This window comes from Janthinobacterium sp. 64 (assembly GCF_002813325.1).
Lineage (GTDB): Bacteria > Pseudomonadota > Gammaproteobacteria > Burkholderiales > Burkholderiaceae_D > Janthinobacterium.
Genome location: NZ_PHUG01000001.1, coordinates 5,332,954 through 5,347,954, shown reverse-complemented (window position 1 = coordinate 5,347,954; position 15,001 = coordinate 5,332,954). Strand labels below are relative to the sequence as shown.

Below are 15,001 nucleotides of genomic sequence, written 5' to 3'. Positions count from 1 at the left end.
CCCGCCGGGATGCGGGCGGGTTTAGCGATACGGCAAGGCAGCGAGATCAGGCTGCCTTTTTTGCGGCACGGCGACGCGCCATGAAGCCCAACAGGCCCAGGCCGCCCAGCAGCATGCCATAGGTTGCTGGCTCAGGCACGGCGCTGACGGTGTACGTCCCCGTGTAATTGGCGCCAGCCAAGGATTCACCGAACAGTTGCAACTTGAACGGACCGACACCGGTATATTCCACGCCAAAGAAGCGCAGGCTGCCAGTCGATAATGATTCACCCAGCTTGCCGTTCAAGTTCGATGTCAGCGCATCAAACGAAAGGTTCTGGCCGCTAATCGTCAAGCCGATGTTGTACTTGCCAGCGCCCAAGCCGGTGAGGAGGATTTCATCGAGGCCGCCGGACAGGATGCCATCGTCGACGACAGCGTTGAAGGCATGCGCGTGGCCATTAGCATTAACATTAATGGATTGATCACCTGCAGAAGCACTGAACGACGCCGCGGCCAGAATGCCGGCAACGATAAATTTCAATTTCATAGTTTATCCCTTAAAAAGTAATTTATGGCTGCGATGCGCAGGCCACCAAGAGTTTTAGTACTAAGTAACCCCCAATAAATTATTGTGATTTCTGACTTCCATAACCGGCGCTCTGCAAGGTGGCCGACGAGGCTTGCCCGCTGCTAGCAGTGCTCGCACTGCGTCGCAGCGGGCGCCTTGCATAGCATCCGGTTCTGTTCGTCATAAATTCACAATATTTTCCTGATGATTACTTGAAGTACTGAACAGAATGGTAGCATAAATGCATCTAATTACTTGTAAATATTTTATCTAAGTTTCATCCGAGATAACCATTTACGGACTGAACTATTTGCCTGCATCGAGCACTTTCCATAGGTAAATAGTTCCGCACGCATCGTTCCGCTACCAGCTGCCCGCTATCGGGGCACTGGCGCTGCGGCGTCGTCGGCTGGCAGCTCGGCCGGAGCCAGAAGCTGGGGCGCTTCTGGCGGCGCGTCTTCTTGCTGCGCAGAAATATAGTTGGAAAACAATGATGGCGGCGGTGCGGCGGCACCGCCTGGCGATAGTGCGGCCGATGCATTTGCCAGGCCCGCTTCCCCAGCCTGCGCCGCCGGCTGGGGCGCTTGTGCGTCGACCATGAAATGCCATTCCGACAGCCGCGCCTTGCCGTCGAAACCGGCAAACCGGGCCTCAAAGTTCCCCACTTTCAACGCTGCAGCCGGCGACAGGCTATGCACGCCGATGATGCCATTGCTGCCGGGCTGGTACAGCAAGCCCCACTCGGCACGCCCCGTGATGGGGTCGACATACAGCTTGCGCAGATGGCGGCGCAGCTGCGGCACGCGGGGGTCGCGCAGCAAGGCGGAAAGCGTCAGCGGCTGCTGCGGCTGTCCCGGCGGCGTGGCGGCAGCATAACTGCGCAGGGCATCGGAAAACTGCGCGCCGATGTCGAGCAGCTCCTGCTCGGCCGCCTGGCGCTGCAGCAGGGAACCCATCTTCAGGCCGGCCGCGCCCACCAGGCCCAGGATGGCCACCAGGATGATCAGCCCAAGGTAGGTGAAGCCGCGCTGGCGGTACGCACGAGCATGCATCGCAGCTACCAGTCGGCAAACGGCGTGCCGTTGCGGTCCTTGCCAGGCGCGCCGCTCTTGACGTCATACACCTGGCCCGGCGTATCGTCGGGCGGCGCCACGATCAGCCATGTCGATTCGCTCTCCGTGATGGGGTCGATGGGCATGGCGCGCAGGTATTTCTTGTCCACCAGTTGCTCCAGGGTATCGGGATAGCGGCCCGTATCACCATGGTACTGGTCGATGGTGATGCGCAGATTGCGCAAGTTGTCCGCCAGCACGGTTTCCCTGGCCTTGTCCAGGCTGGGAAAATAGCGCGGCACGGCCAAGGTCAGCAGCAGCGCCACGATGCCGAGCACCACCAGCAATTCGATCAGGGTAAAGCCGCGCGCGCGCGCAGCATGGTTATCGGTAGCCATGGTTCACCATACGCGGTAAGGCACATTGTTCAGGCCAGTCTTGCTGGACGTGCAATACACATCGTAGACATCGTCGCCTTCGCGCGGCTCGCTCGCCTCGCTGGCGTAGCTGCGCTTGCCCCACGTCTGCGCATCGCTGAGGCTGGCATCGGCATTGAACGGGTCGCGCGGCACGCGGCGCAGGAAAAACAGTTTGCTGCGCTTCGGGTTGCGCTGGTCCGGCACGCCCTCGACCAGCACTTCCAGGCTTTTCGGGTAGCCGCTGGCGTCTGGCGCGCGCGCCACGCGGCCTTCGTCGCCGGCGCGTTTGTAGGCATCGAGTCCCTGGCGGATCTCGCGCAGCGCGCGCCGCAGTTCTTGCTCCTGGCGCCGCTGCATGGCCACCTGCGTAACGGGCACCACCAGCGTGGCCAGCACGCCCAGGATGGCCAAGGTCACCAGCAGTTCGATCAGCGTAAAACCGCCGTGCGCGCGCGCCAGTCTCATTTGGCGACCGGCACCGGCTGGCTCGACGAGAACGGCAAGGGCGCCGCCTGCAACGGCACGGGCTGGCCGGACGATATCGGCAAAGGCGACGCGGCCGGCTCGGGCGACGGCGCCACTTCCGGCGCGGGCACGCTGTATGGCAAGGTCGGCTGCGGCGGCGGCGCCTGCATGCCGACGGCGGAAGGGCCGGAACGCACGATTACCGTGCCCGGCATCTGCGTGGACGCCTTGGCCGCCATGTCTGGCCGGCGGCGGAAACTGCCCTCGGTGCCGGCCGAGAATTCCGACTCCTGCGCTTCCGGACGCTGCACCGTGCGCACCAGGCGCGGCGTAATCGACAGCACGATTTCCGTCTTCTGGCTGTCATCCTTGCTGCTGCCGAACAGCCGCCCCAGCACGGGAATATCGCCCAGGCCCGGCACCTTGTTGCCCGAACTGCGCTCCTCATTGTTGATCAGGCCCGCCAGCACCTGGTTTTCGCCATCCTTCAATTGCAGCATGGTCGACGCCTGGCGCGTGCCGATCTGGTACAGGGTCGAGCCGCTGCGGGTGGTGGTGGCCGCCCCCAGGTTGCTCACTTCGAGCGAGATGCGGATGCCCACTTCATTGTTCAGATAGATGGTCGGCTCGGCGTTCACCGTCAGGCCCACCTCCAGGTAGCTGACCGACTCGGACGCGAAGCCGCCCGTGCCCGGCGAAATGGTGGTGGTCACCACGGGCACCCTGTCGCCGATGACGAACTTCGCCTTTTCCCGGTTGCGCACGCGGATGCGCGGGTTGGCCAGGATGTTCGCATCACCATCCGTCTTGTTGGCGTTTGCCGTCACGGACAGGTCGCTCACGCCGATGCTGCGCTGGTTCAGCCTGTTCAAGTCACTGATCGTCAGGCCCATCCCGCCCGAGGTGGAGAGCGGCGTCAGGGTCAGGCCCGCTGGCCAGGCCACGCCCAGTTCCATCAGGCGGCTGCGCTTGACTTCGAGGATTTCCAGCTCCAGCACCACTTCCGCCTCGGGCACGTCCTGCAGCGCAATCAGGCGCTCGGCCAGGCGGATCGCCTCAGGCGTGTCGCGCACGATGACGAGGTTGAGCTTTTCATCGGCCACCACGTCGCGCGTCTTCAAAATGGTCTTGAGCGTATTGGCCACCTGCCTGGCGTCCGCGTTCGCCAGGAAGAAGGTCTTCACCAGCACTTCCTGGTATTCCTTCAGCTTGGCCGCCACGTTCGGGTAAATCAGGATGGTGTTCGCATCCATCACCTGCTGCTCCAGCTGGTTCGTCACCAGCAGGAAGTAGATGGCCGATTCCACCGTGCTGTTCTTCAGGAAGATCGAGGTTTTCGCGTCGGCCTTGACGTCCTTGTCGAAGACGAAATTGAGGCCCGAGCGGCGCGCAATCAGTTCGAACACCTGTTTTAATGGCGCGTCGCGGAACTCGATGGTGATCGGCTGCTTGTACGATTTGGCCAGGCCCGATTCGACGATGGGCGGCGCCGTCTTTTCATCGACTTCGCGCAGCAGCGCGCGCGCGCCCGCGTGGTTCGGCTGCTCCGTCAGGATGGCGTTCAGGCGCTGGCGCGCGGGGTCGTAGCGCTTGGCCTCGATATCCTTCTGCGCCTCGGCCAGCAGCTTGCCCTGGCGCTGCGCGCGTTCGAGCGCGCGCAAGCCGCTGTTGGCGCGCTCGTTCTGCGCATCGATGTCGAGCACGCTCATGAAGGAGGCGCGCGCCAGCTCGCCCTGCCCCGTTTGCGCCTGGCGCTCGGCCTGCTGCAGGCCGGTGCTGGTGGCGCGTTCGCGCGCCTGCAGGTACGCGCTGCGGTATTGCGCGTTGCCGGGGTCTTGCTGCAGCGCTTCCTGCAGCTTTTGCAGCCCGGCCGGGATGTGATTCTGCGCCAGCAGCTCGCGCCCGTCGCGGTAAGCCTGCTGCCCGGCGCAGCCGGACAACAGCACCAGCAGTACTGGCAGCAGTGCCGATGAAAAGGAACGAGGCATCACTCGGAAACTCCAATGTTGAGCTGCTGAACCTGGTTCAACGGCAGATAGGTGAGCGTCATGACGGGCGGCGCGATCGTCACGACCTTGTAGGCGCCATCGATGACGGTATGGGCGCGCACGATATACGTCTTGTCGGCGCGCGACAAAAACACTTCCCAGGCGCCGTCGGCGGCCACCTTGCCCAGGTAGACGTAGGGCAGCGGCGGCGCCATCGGCGGTGGTGGCGGCGGCGCGGCCGTCACCACCATTTTTGGCGGCGGCGGAGTCCAGTTCTGGCTCTGGAAGACAGCGGCAGCGCCATCGGCGCCGCCAAAGGTCTCGCCCTCCTCGCCCGCCACTTCGCTGCGCGGCAGCAGCGCCAGGATGGCCGGCTGCGCGACTGGCGGCCTGGCAGCGCGCTGGCGCGCGGGCGCGACGGCCCGCTCCACGGCTTCTGCCACCTCGGCCACGGGCTGGCGCTCGCCAAACAGCAGCAAGGCGCCCGCGCCCAGCACGCCGGCCAGCAGCAGATAGTGGCGCGGGGTCACGGCACATCTCCCGCGTCGCCTGGCGCATCGTTCAGATAAAACGTCAGGCGCAAGCGCGCTTCAAGTTCCGTATCGGCGATCTGCTCGCGGCGAAAACTCAGTTCGTCGAGCGAGGCGAACGGCATGGCGCGCAACGCCTGCAGCGCAAACTGCCACACGGCCGCATAACTGCCCTTCAGCGGCAAGGTCACCTGCCAGGTGGCGACGCGGCTGGCCTTGTCGTAGCCGCTCTTGTATTCGCCCTGCGCCAGCAGCAAGCCGTTTTTCGCGGCCAGGTCGAACAGCTGCTTGACCTGCTGCTCCGCGTGGCGCTGCTGTCCCAGGACGGCATAAAAGCGCGCCAGGTTGTCGCTGGCTGTCGCCGGCGGCGCCGCGGCCAGCACGGCCAGCGCTGGCACGGGCATGGTTCGCGCTTCCAGTTGCGCCGCCACGGCGCGCTGCTGCCAGGCCCAGACCCAGGCGGCCACGCCCAGCGCAAGCAAGGCCGCGGCCAGGCAGGCGGGAGCGCCCAGGCGGCGCAGCAGCAGTTGCGCGCGCAGGCGCAGCATCGCGAGGTCGATGGCCATCATGGCGCACCCCAGCGCGCTTCGAGCTGGAAGCGCAACGGCTTGTTCGGATCGAGCGCATTGATTTCATGGCGCAGCAGCAGCACGCGCGTGCCGAACAGCTCCTGCCGCTTCAATTGCGACACATACGCCACCATGGCGTCGCTACTGGTGGTTTCGGCCGTGATCTTCAATATCCGCTTGCGCGCATCCGGCTCCAGCGCCAGCAGCGCGATGGTCGGCGGCGTGGCGCTGGCCAGCGCATCCTGCAGATCGCGCCACGGCAGGTTCAATTGCAGGATGGCCGCATTCACGGCTGCCGCCTGCGCGGGCGCGATGGCGATTTGCGGCGCAAGCGCCGGCCCCTGCATGGCTTGCGCGACGCGCTGCTGCGCGCGCTGCCATTGCGCCTCGCTGGCCTGCTGGCGCTGCAGCGCGGCGCTGCCGCCGTACGCCGCCGCGATGGTCAGCGCCACGCCCAGCGCACCCGCGCACCATGCCCAGGCGGGCACGCGCTGCAGGCTGCGGCGCCAGTTGGGCGGCGCGAAATCGATATCGAGGCGCGTCATGCCAGTCCTCCGCTGCGCGCCAGCCGGGCCGCCGGCGACAAGGTGCTGTCCCCGTCCGGCGCGAAAAAAACCTGGCAGATGAATTCTTTCGATGGCGTCAGCCAGCTCGCCGGCGGCGCGCCGCACAGCTGCAGCAGCGCCGGTGCAGGCACGCCTTGCAGCAGCGCCTCGCGCGCCAGGGTCTGCACCAGCCAGCCATCGCCGGCGTCCGGGGGCACGGGCAGCGCGCGCACGGCGAGCAGGCGGCCCTCGTGACGCATGCCCAGGGTCAGTACGTTCTGCTGCAACTGGCCAAACCAGGCGCCCGGCTTCAACGCACCATGCCAGCGGTTCCAGTGGCGCGCGAATTGCGGCGTGATAAAGATCAATGCCAGCTTGCGGTCCAAGGCCACGCGCGTCAGCTGCGCCAGCAGCGCGCGCGGCACGGCGCAGAAAAACGGTACGCGCGCATCCCACGCGCTGCTGCTGCGCCACAGGCCGGGAGGATCGCCATACAGCGACTGAAAGCGCAGCGCGGCGGCCGCCTCGATGTCGGCCAGGCGCGCGGCGCCGTGCGGCATGTCCACTTGCCACAGGCGCGCCAACCCATCGTCGAGCACCACGGACAAAGGCCAGCGCGCGTATTGTCCCTCAGGCAGAATCTGTTCCAGCGCCTGGCCCAGGGCGGCAAAGTCGCCATGCAGTCCCAGACCGGCGTGCGGCTCATACGCCGCTTCGCCCAGCAAGGTCCACGCCGGGGCGCGCCAGCGGCTGCTGCGCCACAGGCTCATGCTGTCCACCGCCACGCCCAGGCGCAATCCTTGTCCAAGACCTCTACGCATGCAAGGTGACCCTCTTGATTTCCGTGATGGTGGTGGCGCCCCGCTTGACCAGTTCCAGCGCCGCCAGGCGCAGGCTGCGCGTGCCGTTCGCATACGCGGCCGCCTTGATCTGACGGATCGGTTTTTTGTCGACGATCAGTTCGCGGATTTCATCGGTCAGCACGAGGATTTCGGCGATCGAGCGGCGCCCCTTGTAGCCAGTGCCACGGCAATCGCCGCAACCCTTGCCCTGCTTGAATCGATATTGCGCCACGTCGGCGCGCGCCAGGCCCACGCTGGCCAGTTCACCGTCATCCGGCGTGTAATCGACCGCGCAATGGGGGCAGTTGGTGCGGATCAGGCGCTGCGCCCAGATGCCGTTCAGGGCCGAGACGAAGGCATACGGATCGATGCCCATGTGGGTAAAACGGCCGAACACGTCGAACACATTATTCGCATGCACGGTGGTGAGCACCAGATGGCCCGTGAGGGCCGACTGCACGGCGATTTCCGCCGTCTCGCGGTCGCGGATTTCGCCCACCATGATTTTATCGGGGTCGTGGCGCAAAATCGAGCGCAAGCCCCTGGCAAAGGTCAGCCCCTTCTTTTCATTCACGGGTATCTGCAAAATGCCGGGCAGCTGGTATTCGACGGGGTCTTCGATGGTGATGATCTTTTCGCGCCCGTTATGGATTTCCGTCAGCGCCGCATATAAAGTCGTGGTCTTGCCCGACCCGGTGGGACCGGTGACGAGCAGCATGCCGTACGCTTCCTGCGCCAGCGCGCGCAAGGCGACCAGCGATGGAGAGTCAAAACCCAGCGCTTCGAGGGTCAGGGCGCCATACGCCTCGATCATGGCGCGCTTGTCGAGGATGCGGATGACGGCGTCCTCGCCATGGATGCTGGGCATGATGGAAACGCGCAAGTCGATTTCACGCCCGCCCGCCTCGACGCGGAAGCTGCCGTCCTGCGGCACGCGGCGCTCGGCGATATCGAGTTCGGCCAGCACCTTCAGGCGCGAGATGATGTGTTCGGCCACTTCGATGCCGTTGACGGACGTGGCGTGATCCAGCACACCGTCGATCCTGTACTTGACGGCCAGGCCGCCAGCCGTGCTTTCCAGGTGGATGTCCGAGGCGCCAGCTTTGAGCGCGTCGTACAAGGTCGAGTTGACCAGCTTGACGGCGGGACTGGCCGCTTCCGACACGCTGGCGAATGACAGCACTGCGGCCGTCTTGCCGTCGCGCCGGGTGTCTGCGGCCGCACCGGGCAGCAGGTTGTCGACGGCGCGCGCCGATTCTTCCTGCTTCGACAGGTAGGCGCCGATGTCGGCCTGCAGCGCCAGACGCACGTGCAAGGCGCCCTGTCCCGCGCGCGCGCCGAGCCAGGTTTGCAGGTCGAGGTCGAACGGGTCGGCAATCACGCCCAGCAGCTGGCCATCGGCGCCGCGCAGCAGCACGCTGTGGCGCGCCAATGCCTGCGACAGCGGCAGCAGGTCGAAGGCGGGAGCATATGCCAGCATGTCGGCCGTTTCCAGCACGGCCAGGCCGAACGGGCACGCCAGTGCGCGCACCACGGCGCGCGCCTCGATACCGCTCAGCTCCTGCAATTCTTCGACCAGGCTGCGCTTCGATTGCCGGCACTGGGCGCGCGCGCGCTGCAGCAGCGCAGGATCGATGGCGACAGGAACGGAGGAAATCTGGTTCATGCAATATCGCCGGCAAGGTCAAAGATGGGCATGTACAGCAGGATCACGATGGCGCCCACTATCAGGCCGATGGCGGCCATCAGCAAGGGTTCGAAGGTGCGTGTAAAACGGTCGATCCAGCGGCTGATTTCGCCGTCGTAAAAGGCGGCCGACTGCGTCAGCATGGGGCCCATGTCGCCCGTGCGCTCGCCCACGCGCAGCATGCGCAGGGAAATCGGCGTCGTCAGTCGGTGCTGCTCAAAGGCCGACGACAGGGGCTGGCCCGCCTCGATGGCGCCGCGCGCCTGCTGCAACGACGCCTGCATGCCCGGCGAGACCATCGCTTGCACGGTGGCGATCGCCTGCACGATGGTGATGCCGCCTTCGGCCAGCATGCCCAGGGTCAGGTACAGGCGCGACAGTTCATAGATGCGCACGCGCTCGCCGATGCCGGGCAGTGCCGCCAGCAGGCGCGCCACGCCGCCACGGCGCAGCACGCGGCGCACGGCGGTCAGCAACACACTGCCGGCCAGCGCCAGCCCGAGCAACAGCAGCACGCCGTGTTCGGTGACGAACTGGCCCCAGCTGAGCATGACTTGCGACATCCACGGCAGGTTGCGTCCGGCGCCCTGATACACCTCGGCGAAACGCGGCACCACATAGCTGATCAGGAAGGCGCTGACGCCGCCGCCCACGGCCAGCAGGATGGCCGGATAGATGGCGGCGCTGACGATTTTACTGCGCACCGTGTCGATGCGCTGCTGGTAGTCGATGTAGCGCGACAGCGCGCGCGGCAAGTCGCTCGTGCCTTCGGCCGCCTTGACGATGCCAATGTAGAGCGGTGGAAACAGTTCGGCCTGCTCTGCCAGCACGGCGGAAAAACGCTTGCCTTCGCGCAAGCCTTCCAGCAGACGCGTGAGCACGCTGCGCGTGGCGGGCGCCGCTTCCTTTTCCAGCAAGGCTTCCAGCGCCTCGACGATGCCCAGGCCCGCATTCAATAACGCCAGCAATTCCTGGCTGAACAGCAACAGGGGCAGCGCGCGCGCGCGCTGGCGTCCGGCCGCGCTGAACGGCGTGGTCCGCACGGGGCGGATGGCGCTGACGAACAGGCCGCGCGCCTCAGCCTGGCGGCGCGCGTCGGCTGCGTCGCGTGCGTCAATCACGCAGGTCGACAAGGTGACCGCTGCCTGGTCCGTGGAGAGCGCGCGAACTTCAAACTGCATGATGGCGTGTCCGTGAGGGAGGAGTGGCGCTGACGCTATTGCGCGCTGATGTCGGCGTTGTCGCCGCTGCCACCGGGTTGGCCATCCTTGCCCATCGAGACGATGTCGTACTCGCCCTTGCTGCCGGGCGCGCGGTATTGATAGGCATGGCCCCAGGGGTCGAGCGGCACGGCCTTTTTCAGGTACGGTCCATTCCAGCGCGTGCCGGCAGCCGGCGGCGCCACCAGCAGTGCGCCCAGGCCTTCTTCCGTGGACGGGTAGCGTCCCACGTCGAGGCGATAGGTATCGAGCGACTTTTCAAACGCCTCGATCTGCGCCTTGGCCACCGTCACTTCCGATTTGCCCAGCTGGGCAAAATACTTGGGGCCGACATACGCCGCCAGCAAGCCGATGATCACGATGACGACCAATAATTCGAGCAATGTAAAACCACGCGCAGCGCGCGTTGTTGCCAAGTTATGCCTGTGTGCTGCTTGCATCCGCTCACTCCCTCATGCCAACCTTCAATGCATTGCGCCCCCATGCGCAGCTGATGGCCGCACACAGGAGCGACACGCTTGCCTGATGCATATCAGGCTACCATGCCGCTTATGGTTAAGACAATCTTTTCTTTGTATTGTAAATAACAAAATTTCAGCAAAGAAGCTTGAGCTTGCGCAAGACGCCACGTTGCGCCGCACGCGCCGCCTGCCGCGCAGCACGCGTACAATCCGTGCACGGGTGGCATGCCGCCACCGCGCACCGAAGGAGCACGCATGCCCGCATTCCATCTGGGTCTGGTCATTCTCGCTGGCGCCATGGGCCCATCGGCTGCCCCCGCGCGCCAGGCGTATATTGTGCAATTACCCGTGCAATTGCCGGCAGCGGCGCAGCGCGAAGCCCGGGCAACGCAGGCCGAGGCGCAACGGCGCGCCGTGCTGGCGCTGGTGCCCGAGGCCAGCGTGCAACACCACTACACGGCCACGCTGAACGGCTTTGCCGCCCTGCTCACGCCAGCCGAGGTCAAGCGCCTGCGCGCCAGCCCCCTCGTCGCGCGCGTCTCGCCCAGCACCGAAGAGCATGTCAATGACAGCGGTGCGCGCAGCGTGCCCGATGCGCAGCGCTGAAGCCTGGCCCGGGCCGGCAGCGCCGGTGCTTACGCCGCTGGCAGACGCTGGCGGCGGCGCAAGGCAAAGCCGATCAGCGCCAGGCCGCCCGTCAGCATCATCCATTCCGAGGCTTCCGGTACGGCCGAGATCGACGCGATGCTGGCATAGGTGCTGCCGGCAATGCTGGCGGGCAAGCCGCCATTGACCGGCGTCAGTTCGAACTGCACCAGGTTACCATTTGCATTGCCCAGGTAAGTGGTGCCTGTGTAGTCGAGCAAGCCCACGCCAAAGGTCGTGCCCGCGTTGCCGGCCGTGTTCAGGAAGTCGCCGCCGAAGACCACGTTGAATGCGAACTTGCCGCCCAGGGTCACGTTGTGGAACCAGTCGTTGTAGGCCCCACTATTGCCGAAGGTCAAGGTGCCTGGCACGCTGCCGCTGACATTGCCTTCCTGCGATGCCAGCGCGCCGAACGCGCCCGAGAAATTGCTCAGCACGGCACTGGCGCCCGGTGCGGGGCTGTTGCCGGCGATGAAGGCAAAGTCGAGGAAGCCGGCGCCGGAAAAGGCGCTGGTGTCGATTTCCACGTGGTAACTGAGCGGAGCCGCCAGCGCCAGGCTGGAGCTGCCGGCAAGCAAGGCGGCCAGCACGGCGTGGCGCAAGGTACGGTTGAGTGTCGTTGCAAACATGGTGATGTCCTTAGAAGTTGCCGGCGAAGATGCTGGCCGAGTAATTGATCGTCACTTTCGACGGATTGGTAAAACTGACGGCAAACGAAGCCGTCGCGCCCGGCGGCAGGCTGGCCGCGTTGACGGTGACGTAGGCGGCGCCCGCATGGCTGCCCGTGGCGTTGGCCAGGCTTACGCCAGCCGGCAAGCCGCCAAACACCACCTGGAATGGGCCGCTGAGCGTGCTCGTGCCCGTATTGGTGAAGGCGAACGTACCCGTGTATTTCTGCGTCGCGCGGTTGAACGCCAGGCCCGAGCTGGCTTGCGCCACGGCGGCCGTGATGTCGCGGTAGGCGGGCTGCAAGTCCAGGCTGACGACGACGGGGTCGTGATCCGAGGCGCGGTACGGCAAGGCGGTGTACAAGTCTTGCGGCTTGGCCGCATCGATGTTGTAGTCGATCACTTCCGGCTCGTCGGCATTGACATGCCATTCGGCCACACCGGCCACTTGCGGGCTCAGCGAAGCGCTGGCCAGCGCATGGTCGAGGTAGCCGCTCTGGCCGCCAAACACATACGAATACGGCATGCCGGACGGGCGCACGAAACGCTCAAGTTCGTTGACGAAGCCGGCGTCCGTGATGACCTGGATCGGGTCTTCCGCGCCATACGAATTGAGGTCGCCGATGACCAGCACATCCGCATCGCCGGCAGCGGCCGCCACTTGCGGCACGAAACTGCCCACCAGCCGCTGCGCCTGCTGCACGCGCGTGGCGTTCCAGCAACTCTGGCTATCGTTCTGGTCCGCGTCCACCCCGCCCGACGGGCAGCTGCCCTTCGATTTCAAGTGATTGACGATCAGCGAGAATTTCTCGCCATTGCCGGCACGGAAGGTTTGCGCCATCGGCGGACGGTTGTTGATGGCATTGGCATCCGACAAGGCGCCGCCCACCAGGCCCAGCTTGGCCGGCTTGTAAATCATCGCCACGCGGATGGCATCCGTGCCGGTGGCGGCCGGTTTCGGCACCACGGCATAGCTCACGGCGCCGATGGCCGCATTCAGTTGCTCGACCAGGTAGGTGACGGCCGTCTCGCCATTGTTCTGGATTTCCATCAAACCCACCACGTCGGCATCGATGGCTTGGAGTTCGGCGACGATCTTGTCGCGCTGGCGCACGAACTCAGCCAGGTTGTCGGCACCGCGGCAATTGCTCTTGCTTGTCGACGTGCCCACGGTACAGCCCTGCCCCGTCTGGCCAAACACGTTGCTGCCATTCGTAAAGGTCGTGAAGAAATTGAGCACATTGGCGCTGGCCACCTTGACGTTACCAACAGGCAATTCCGGGCTGGCCGCACGCGGGTTGTCGCGCGAAAACTGCGGCGCTTGCGTCGGCTGCAGTTTGTACGCGGCGCCGCCACCGCCGATGGCGCCAAAGTCGACCACGCCCGTCAAGTCGGCCACCGTATCGCCGCTGCGCACGGTGCCATCCTGGCCGATGTAAGGAATGGTGGGCGGTGCAACGAAGATGCCATCATCGAGCACGATCAGGTTGTGCGCATTGGCCGCGATCAAGGCTTGCGCTTCGTTTGAGCCGGCCGGGTAGCGGTTGGTCGGCACTTCGCGCCGTCCGGCCGACAGGGTCAATTCGCCGCGCGCGCCGAGGTAGGCGTTCTGCGACACGGTCAACGGTTGCGTGAAGCGCACCAGCATGCCTTCCACGGCCGCCAGGTTGTCGTTGGGCAAGGTCACATTCGTCGGCACGATGCTGTGGCCCGCGCTTTGCGTCAGGATGGCCGTCACGTCTTTCAATTCCGTGTAGGAATTCTTTGCGCCCGTGGGCGTGTATTCAAACACCGTGCCCGTCACGCGCACCAGTTCGCCCGGCCGCACGCTGGTGGCCGTCGCGCCCGTGTACACGAAGATGCCGTCCGACGTCGACGGGTCGCCATCGCCGGCCGCATCCTGGAGGAAGAAGCCGGTCCCCACTTTCAGTGTCACCACGCCCTCGGTCGTCTGCACGGAATTGGCGTACGGGCTGGCCGCGCCGCTGCCCTGGATTTGCGCAATCGTGTGGCTGATGGCAGCCAGGCCCTGCACGGCCACGTCCACCTTGCACGAGGCTGTCTGCTGCTGGTCGTTGCTGAAATTCACGATGACGGGATAATTGCCCACCGGCACGCCGGCGGCCACCAGCAAGTTCACGCTGGCGCTCTCGCCCGCCACGCCGGCCGCGCTGAAACTGGCCAGGCTGATGCCGGCCACGGCGGGCGAACTCAAGATGGCGGCATTCACGACGCCATCGACATCGGCAGCGCGCAGCACGGCGTTGCCGCTATTGCCCTCGGCCAAGGCCAGGCTGGCGGGGCAGTTGGTAATGATCTGGTGCACCACGGGGCCGCCGCAGGCATTGCGCGGCGAGGCCGTGTTGCGCGGCGTCACGCTGCCGCTGGCGAAGTCCACGCCGTTGTCGTCCGTATCGCTGCAGCCGCCGTTGGCGCGCAGGATCGCCAGCGTATTCGACGGCGCGGGCGCCAGATTGCCCTCGAAACCGTTGGCCGTGCCGAAGCCGACCAGGTCGATGACGGCGGCGCCCGAGGGGCTGGCGCCCACCTGGGCCGTCTTGCTATTGCTTAACAGCACCTTGCCGGTCGTGCCCGACATGCTCAGACTGCCCGAGGCATCGGGCGTGGGCAAGTCTTGCGTGCCGCCCGCGCCCTTGGCTTGCTGGACCAGCAAATACTGGCCAGGTTGCAAATCGATAGCCGGCAAGGCCGTCACGGACCAGCTCGTATTAGCTGCGGCGCCGTATTGCACGCTCCAGTTGCTCAAGTTCACGGGACTGGCGCCACGGTTGAATAATTCAATGAAATCGTTGCGGTACAGCGCACCCGTATTGCCGCCACCGCCATACACCTGGCTGATGACGATATCGGAAGCGGCCAGTGCCGGCATGCCCAGCGACGACAGCAAGCCGGCCATCAGGGTCAGGCGCCACGGCGCGGCGCGCAGGGACAGTCCGGGCAATGCAGAGCGAGCCGGCGTGTAACTATTTCTCATAAAAATTCCTGGTGGAAATTTAAAGTTCCGGTCTGCCAATACCAGCAGGCGGCGTTGAATTTCAGGCAATAACATTGATCAATCAAATAGTCTTTTTACTATTAATTCATAGTAATATTCAAGCGTGACAGCTTGATGACAAAAGTTGACGGGAATGCATGCAGTTTGCACGTACAGGAATGCCAAGCTGGCCTATCACACAATATTTTGTTGCATAAAAGTATGCAGAACTGTATGAAATGATAATAAAAATAAGCTATGAGAAATTGCGTAGAGTGCAAGTATGCTACCATCTGTTTGCGCTAAGTAAACAGATGGCGGCAAACAGCAGCCGCGGCAACGGGCAAACAGCAGAGATAGGAAAG

15 protein-coding genes are annotated in these 15,001 nt (G+C 64.7%); 1 reads left to right on the top strand and 14 read right to left on the bottom strand.

Annotated features, from left to right (window positions below; genetic code table 11):
• Positions 1 to 46: 46 nt before the first annotated feature.
• The 12 genes from CLU91_RS23520 to gspG all read right to left on the bottom strand — a co-directional run bounded on the left by CLU91_RS23520 (position 47) and on the right by gspG (position 10,307).
• Entirely contained in the window at positions 47 to 529 is a 483-nt protein-coding gene (locus CLU91_RS23520; RefSeq protein ID WP_100876053.1) for an FxDxF family PEP-CTERM protein, read from the bottom strand.
• Positions 530 to 927: 398 nt separating this feature from the next.
• Positions 928 to 1,602 carry a type II secretion system protein gene (locus tag CLU91_RS23515; protein WP_232730853.1) on the bottom strand — a complete coding sequence of 225 codons (675 nt, stop codon included), beginning with the start codon at positions 1,600 to 1,602 and terminating at the stop codon, positions 928 to 930.
• Between the two features lie 5 nt (positions 1,603 to 1,607).
• Positions 1,608 to 2,000 carry a type II secretion system protein gene (locus CLU91_RS23510; protein ID WP_100876052.1) on the bottom strand — a complete coding sequence of 131 codons (393 nt, stop codon included), beginning with the start codon at positions 1,998 to 2,000 and terminating at the stop codon, positions 1,608 to 1,610.
• 3 nt (positions 2,001 to 2,003) lie between these two features.
• On the bottom strand, positions 2,004 to 2,486 hold the full coding sequence (locus CLU91_RS23505; RefSeq protein ID WP_100876051.1) for a type II secretion system protein: 483 nt from the start codon (positions 2,484 to 2,486) through the stop codon (positions 2,004 to 2,006).
• Positions 2,483 to 4,474 (bottom strand): secretin N-terminal domain-containing protein, encoded by a 1,992-nt coding sequence (locus CLU91_RS23500; protein ID WP_100876050.1) that lies wholly within the window; start codon positions 4,472 to 4,474, stop codon positions 2,483 to 2,485. Before CLU91_RS23500 ends, CLU91_RS23505 begins: the two co-directional genes overlap by 4 nt.
• Positions 4,474 to 5,004: a hypothetical protein gene (locus CLU91_RS23495; protein ID WP_100876049.1), complete on the bottom strand. Its 531-nt coding sequence runs from the start codon at positions 5,002 to 5,004 to the stop codon at positions 4,474 to 4,476. Before CLU91_RS23495 ends, CLU91_RS23500 begins: the two co-directional genes overlap by 1 nt.
• Complete coding sequence (locus CLU91_RS23490; protein WP_100876048.1) at positions 5,001 to 5,573, bottom strand: hypothetical protein; 573 nt, start codon at positions 5,571 to 5,573, stop codon at positions 5,001 to 5,003. The genes CLU91_RS23495 and CLU91_RS23490 overlap by 4 nt, the downstream gene beginning before the upstream one ends.
• A complete protein-coding gene (locus tag CLU91_RS23485) occupies positions 5,570 to 6,118 on the bottom strand; it encodes a hypothetical protein (protein ID WP_100876047.1) in 549 nt (182 codons plus the stop codon). Before CLU91_RS23485 ends, CLU91_RS23490 begins: the two co-directional genes overlap by 4 nt.
• Positions 6,115 to 6,939, bottom strand: coding sequence for a hypothetical protein (locus tag CLU91_RS23480; RefSeq protein ID WP_100876046.1), 825 nt, complete (start codon positions 6,937 to 6,939; stop codon positions 6,115 to 6,117). Before CLU91_RS23480 ends, CLU91_RS23485 begins: the two co-directional genes overlap by 4 nt.
• Entirely contained in the window at positions 6,932 to 8,626 is a 1,695-nt protein-coding gene (locus tag CLU91_RS23475) for a GspE/PulE family protein (RefSeq protein ID WP_100876045.1), read from the bottom strand. The genes CLU91_RS23480 and CLU91_RS23475 overlap by 8 nt, the downstream gene beginning before the upstream one ends.
• The gene (locus CLU91_RS23470) at positions 8,623 to 9,828 is read right to left on the bottom strand and encodes a type II secretion system F family protein (protein ID WP_100876044.1); all 1,206 of its coding nucleotides are present in this window, start codon (positions 9,826 to 9,828) and stop codon (positions 8,623 to 8,625) included. The genes CLU91_RS23475 and CLU91_RS23470 overlap by 4 nt, the downstream gene beginning before the upstream one ends.
• 35 nt (positions 9,829 to 9,863) lie before the next feature.
• Positions 9,864 to 10,307 (bottom strand): type II secretion system major pseudopilin GspG, encoded by a 444-nt coding sequence (gene gspG, locus CLU91_RS23465; protein ID WP_100876043.1) that lies wholly within the window; start codon positions 10,305 to 10,307, stop codon positions 9,864 to 9,866.
• A 276-nt stretch (positions 10,308 to 10,583) separates the two neighbouring features.
• Between gspG and CLU91_RS23460 the strand changes: the two genes are divergently transcribed.
• Positions 10,584 to 10,934 carry a protease inhibitor I9 family protein gene (locus tag CLU91_RS23460; protein WP_157814790.1) on the top strand — a complete coding sequence of 117 codons (351 nt, stop codon included), beginning with the start codon at positions 10,584 to 10,586 and terminating at the stop codon, positions 10,932 to 10,934.
• Between the two features lie 29 nt (positions 10,935 to 10,963).
• Here the strand turns inward: CLU91_RS23460 and CLU91_RS23455 are convergent, their stop codons facing one another.
• Complete coding sequence (locus CLU91_RS23455) at positions 10,964 to 11,602, bottom strand: NF038129 family PEP-CTERM protein (RefSeq protein ID WP_100876041.1); 639 nt, start codon at positions 11,600 to 11,602, stop codon at positions 10,964 to 10,966.
• A gap of 10 nt (positions 11,603 to 11,612) precedes the next feature.
• Positions 11,613 to 14,636: an ExeM/NucH family extracellular endonuclease gene (locus CLU91_RS23450; protein ID WP_100876040.1), complete on the bottom strand. Its 3,024-nt coding sequence runs from the start codon at positions 14,634 to 14,636 to the stop codon at positions 11,613 to 11,615.
• Positions 14,637 to 15,001: the final 365 nt, after the last annotated feature.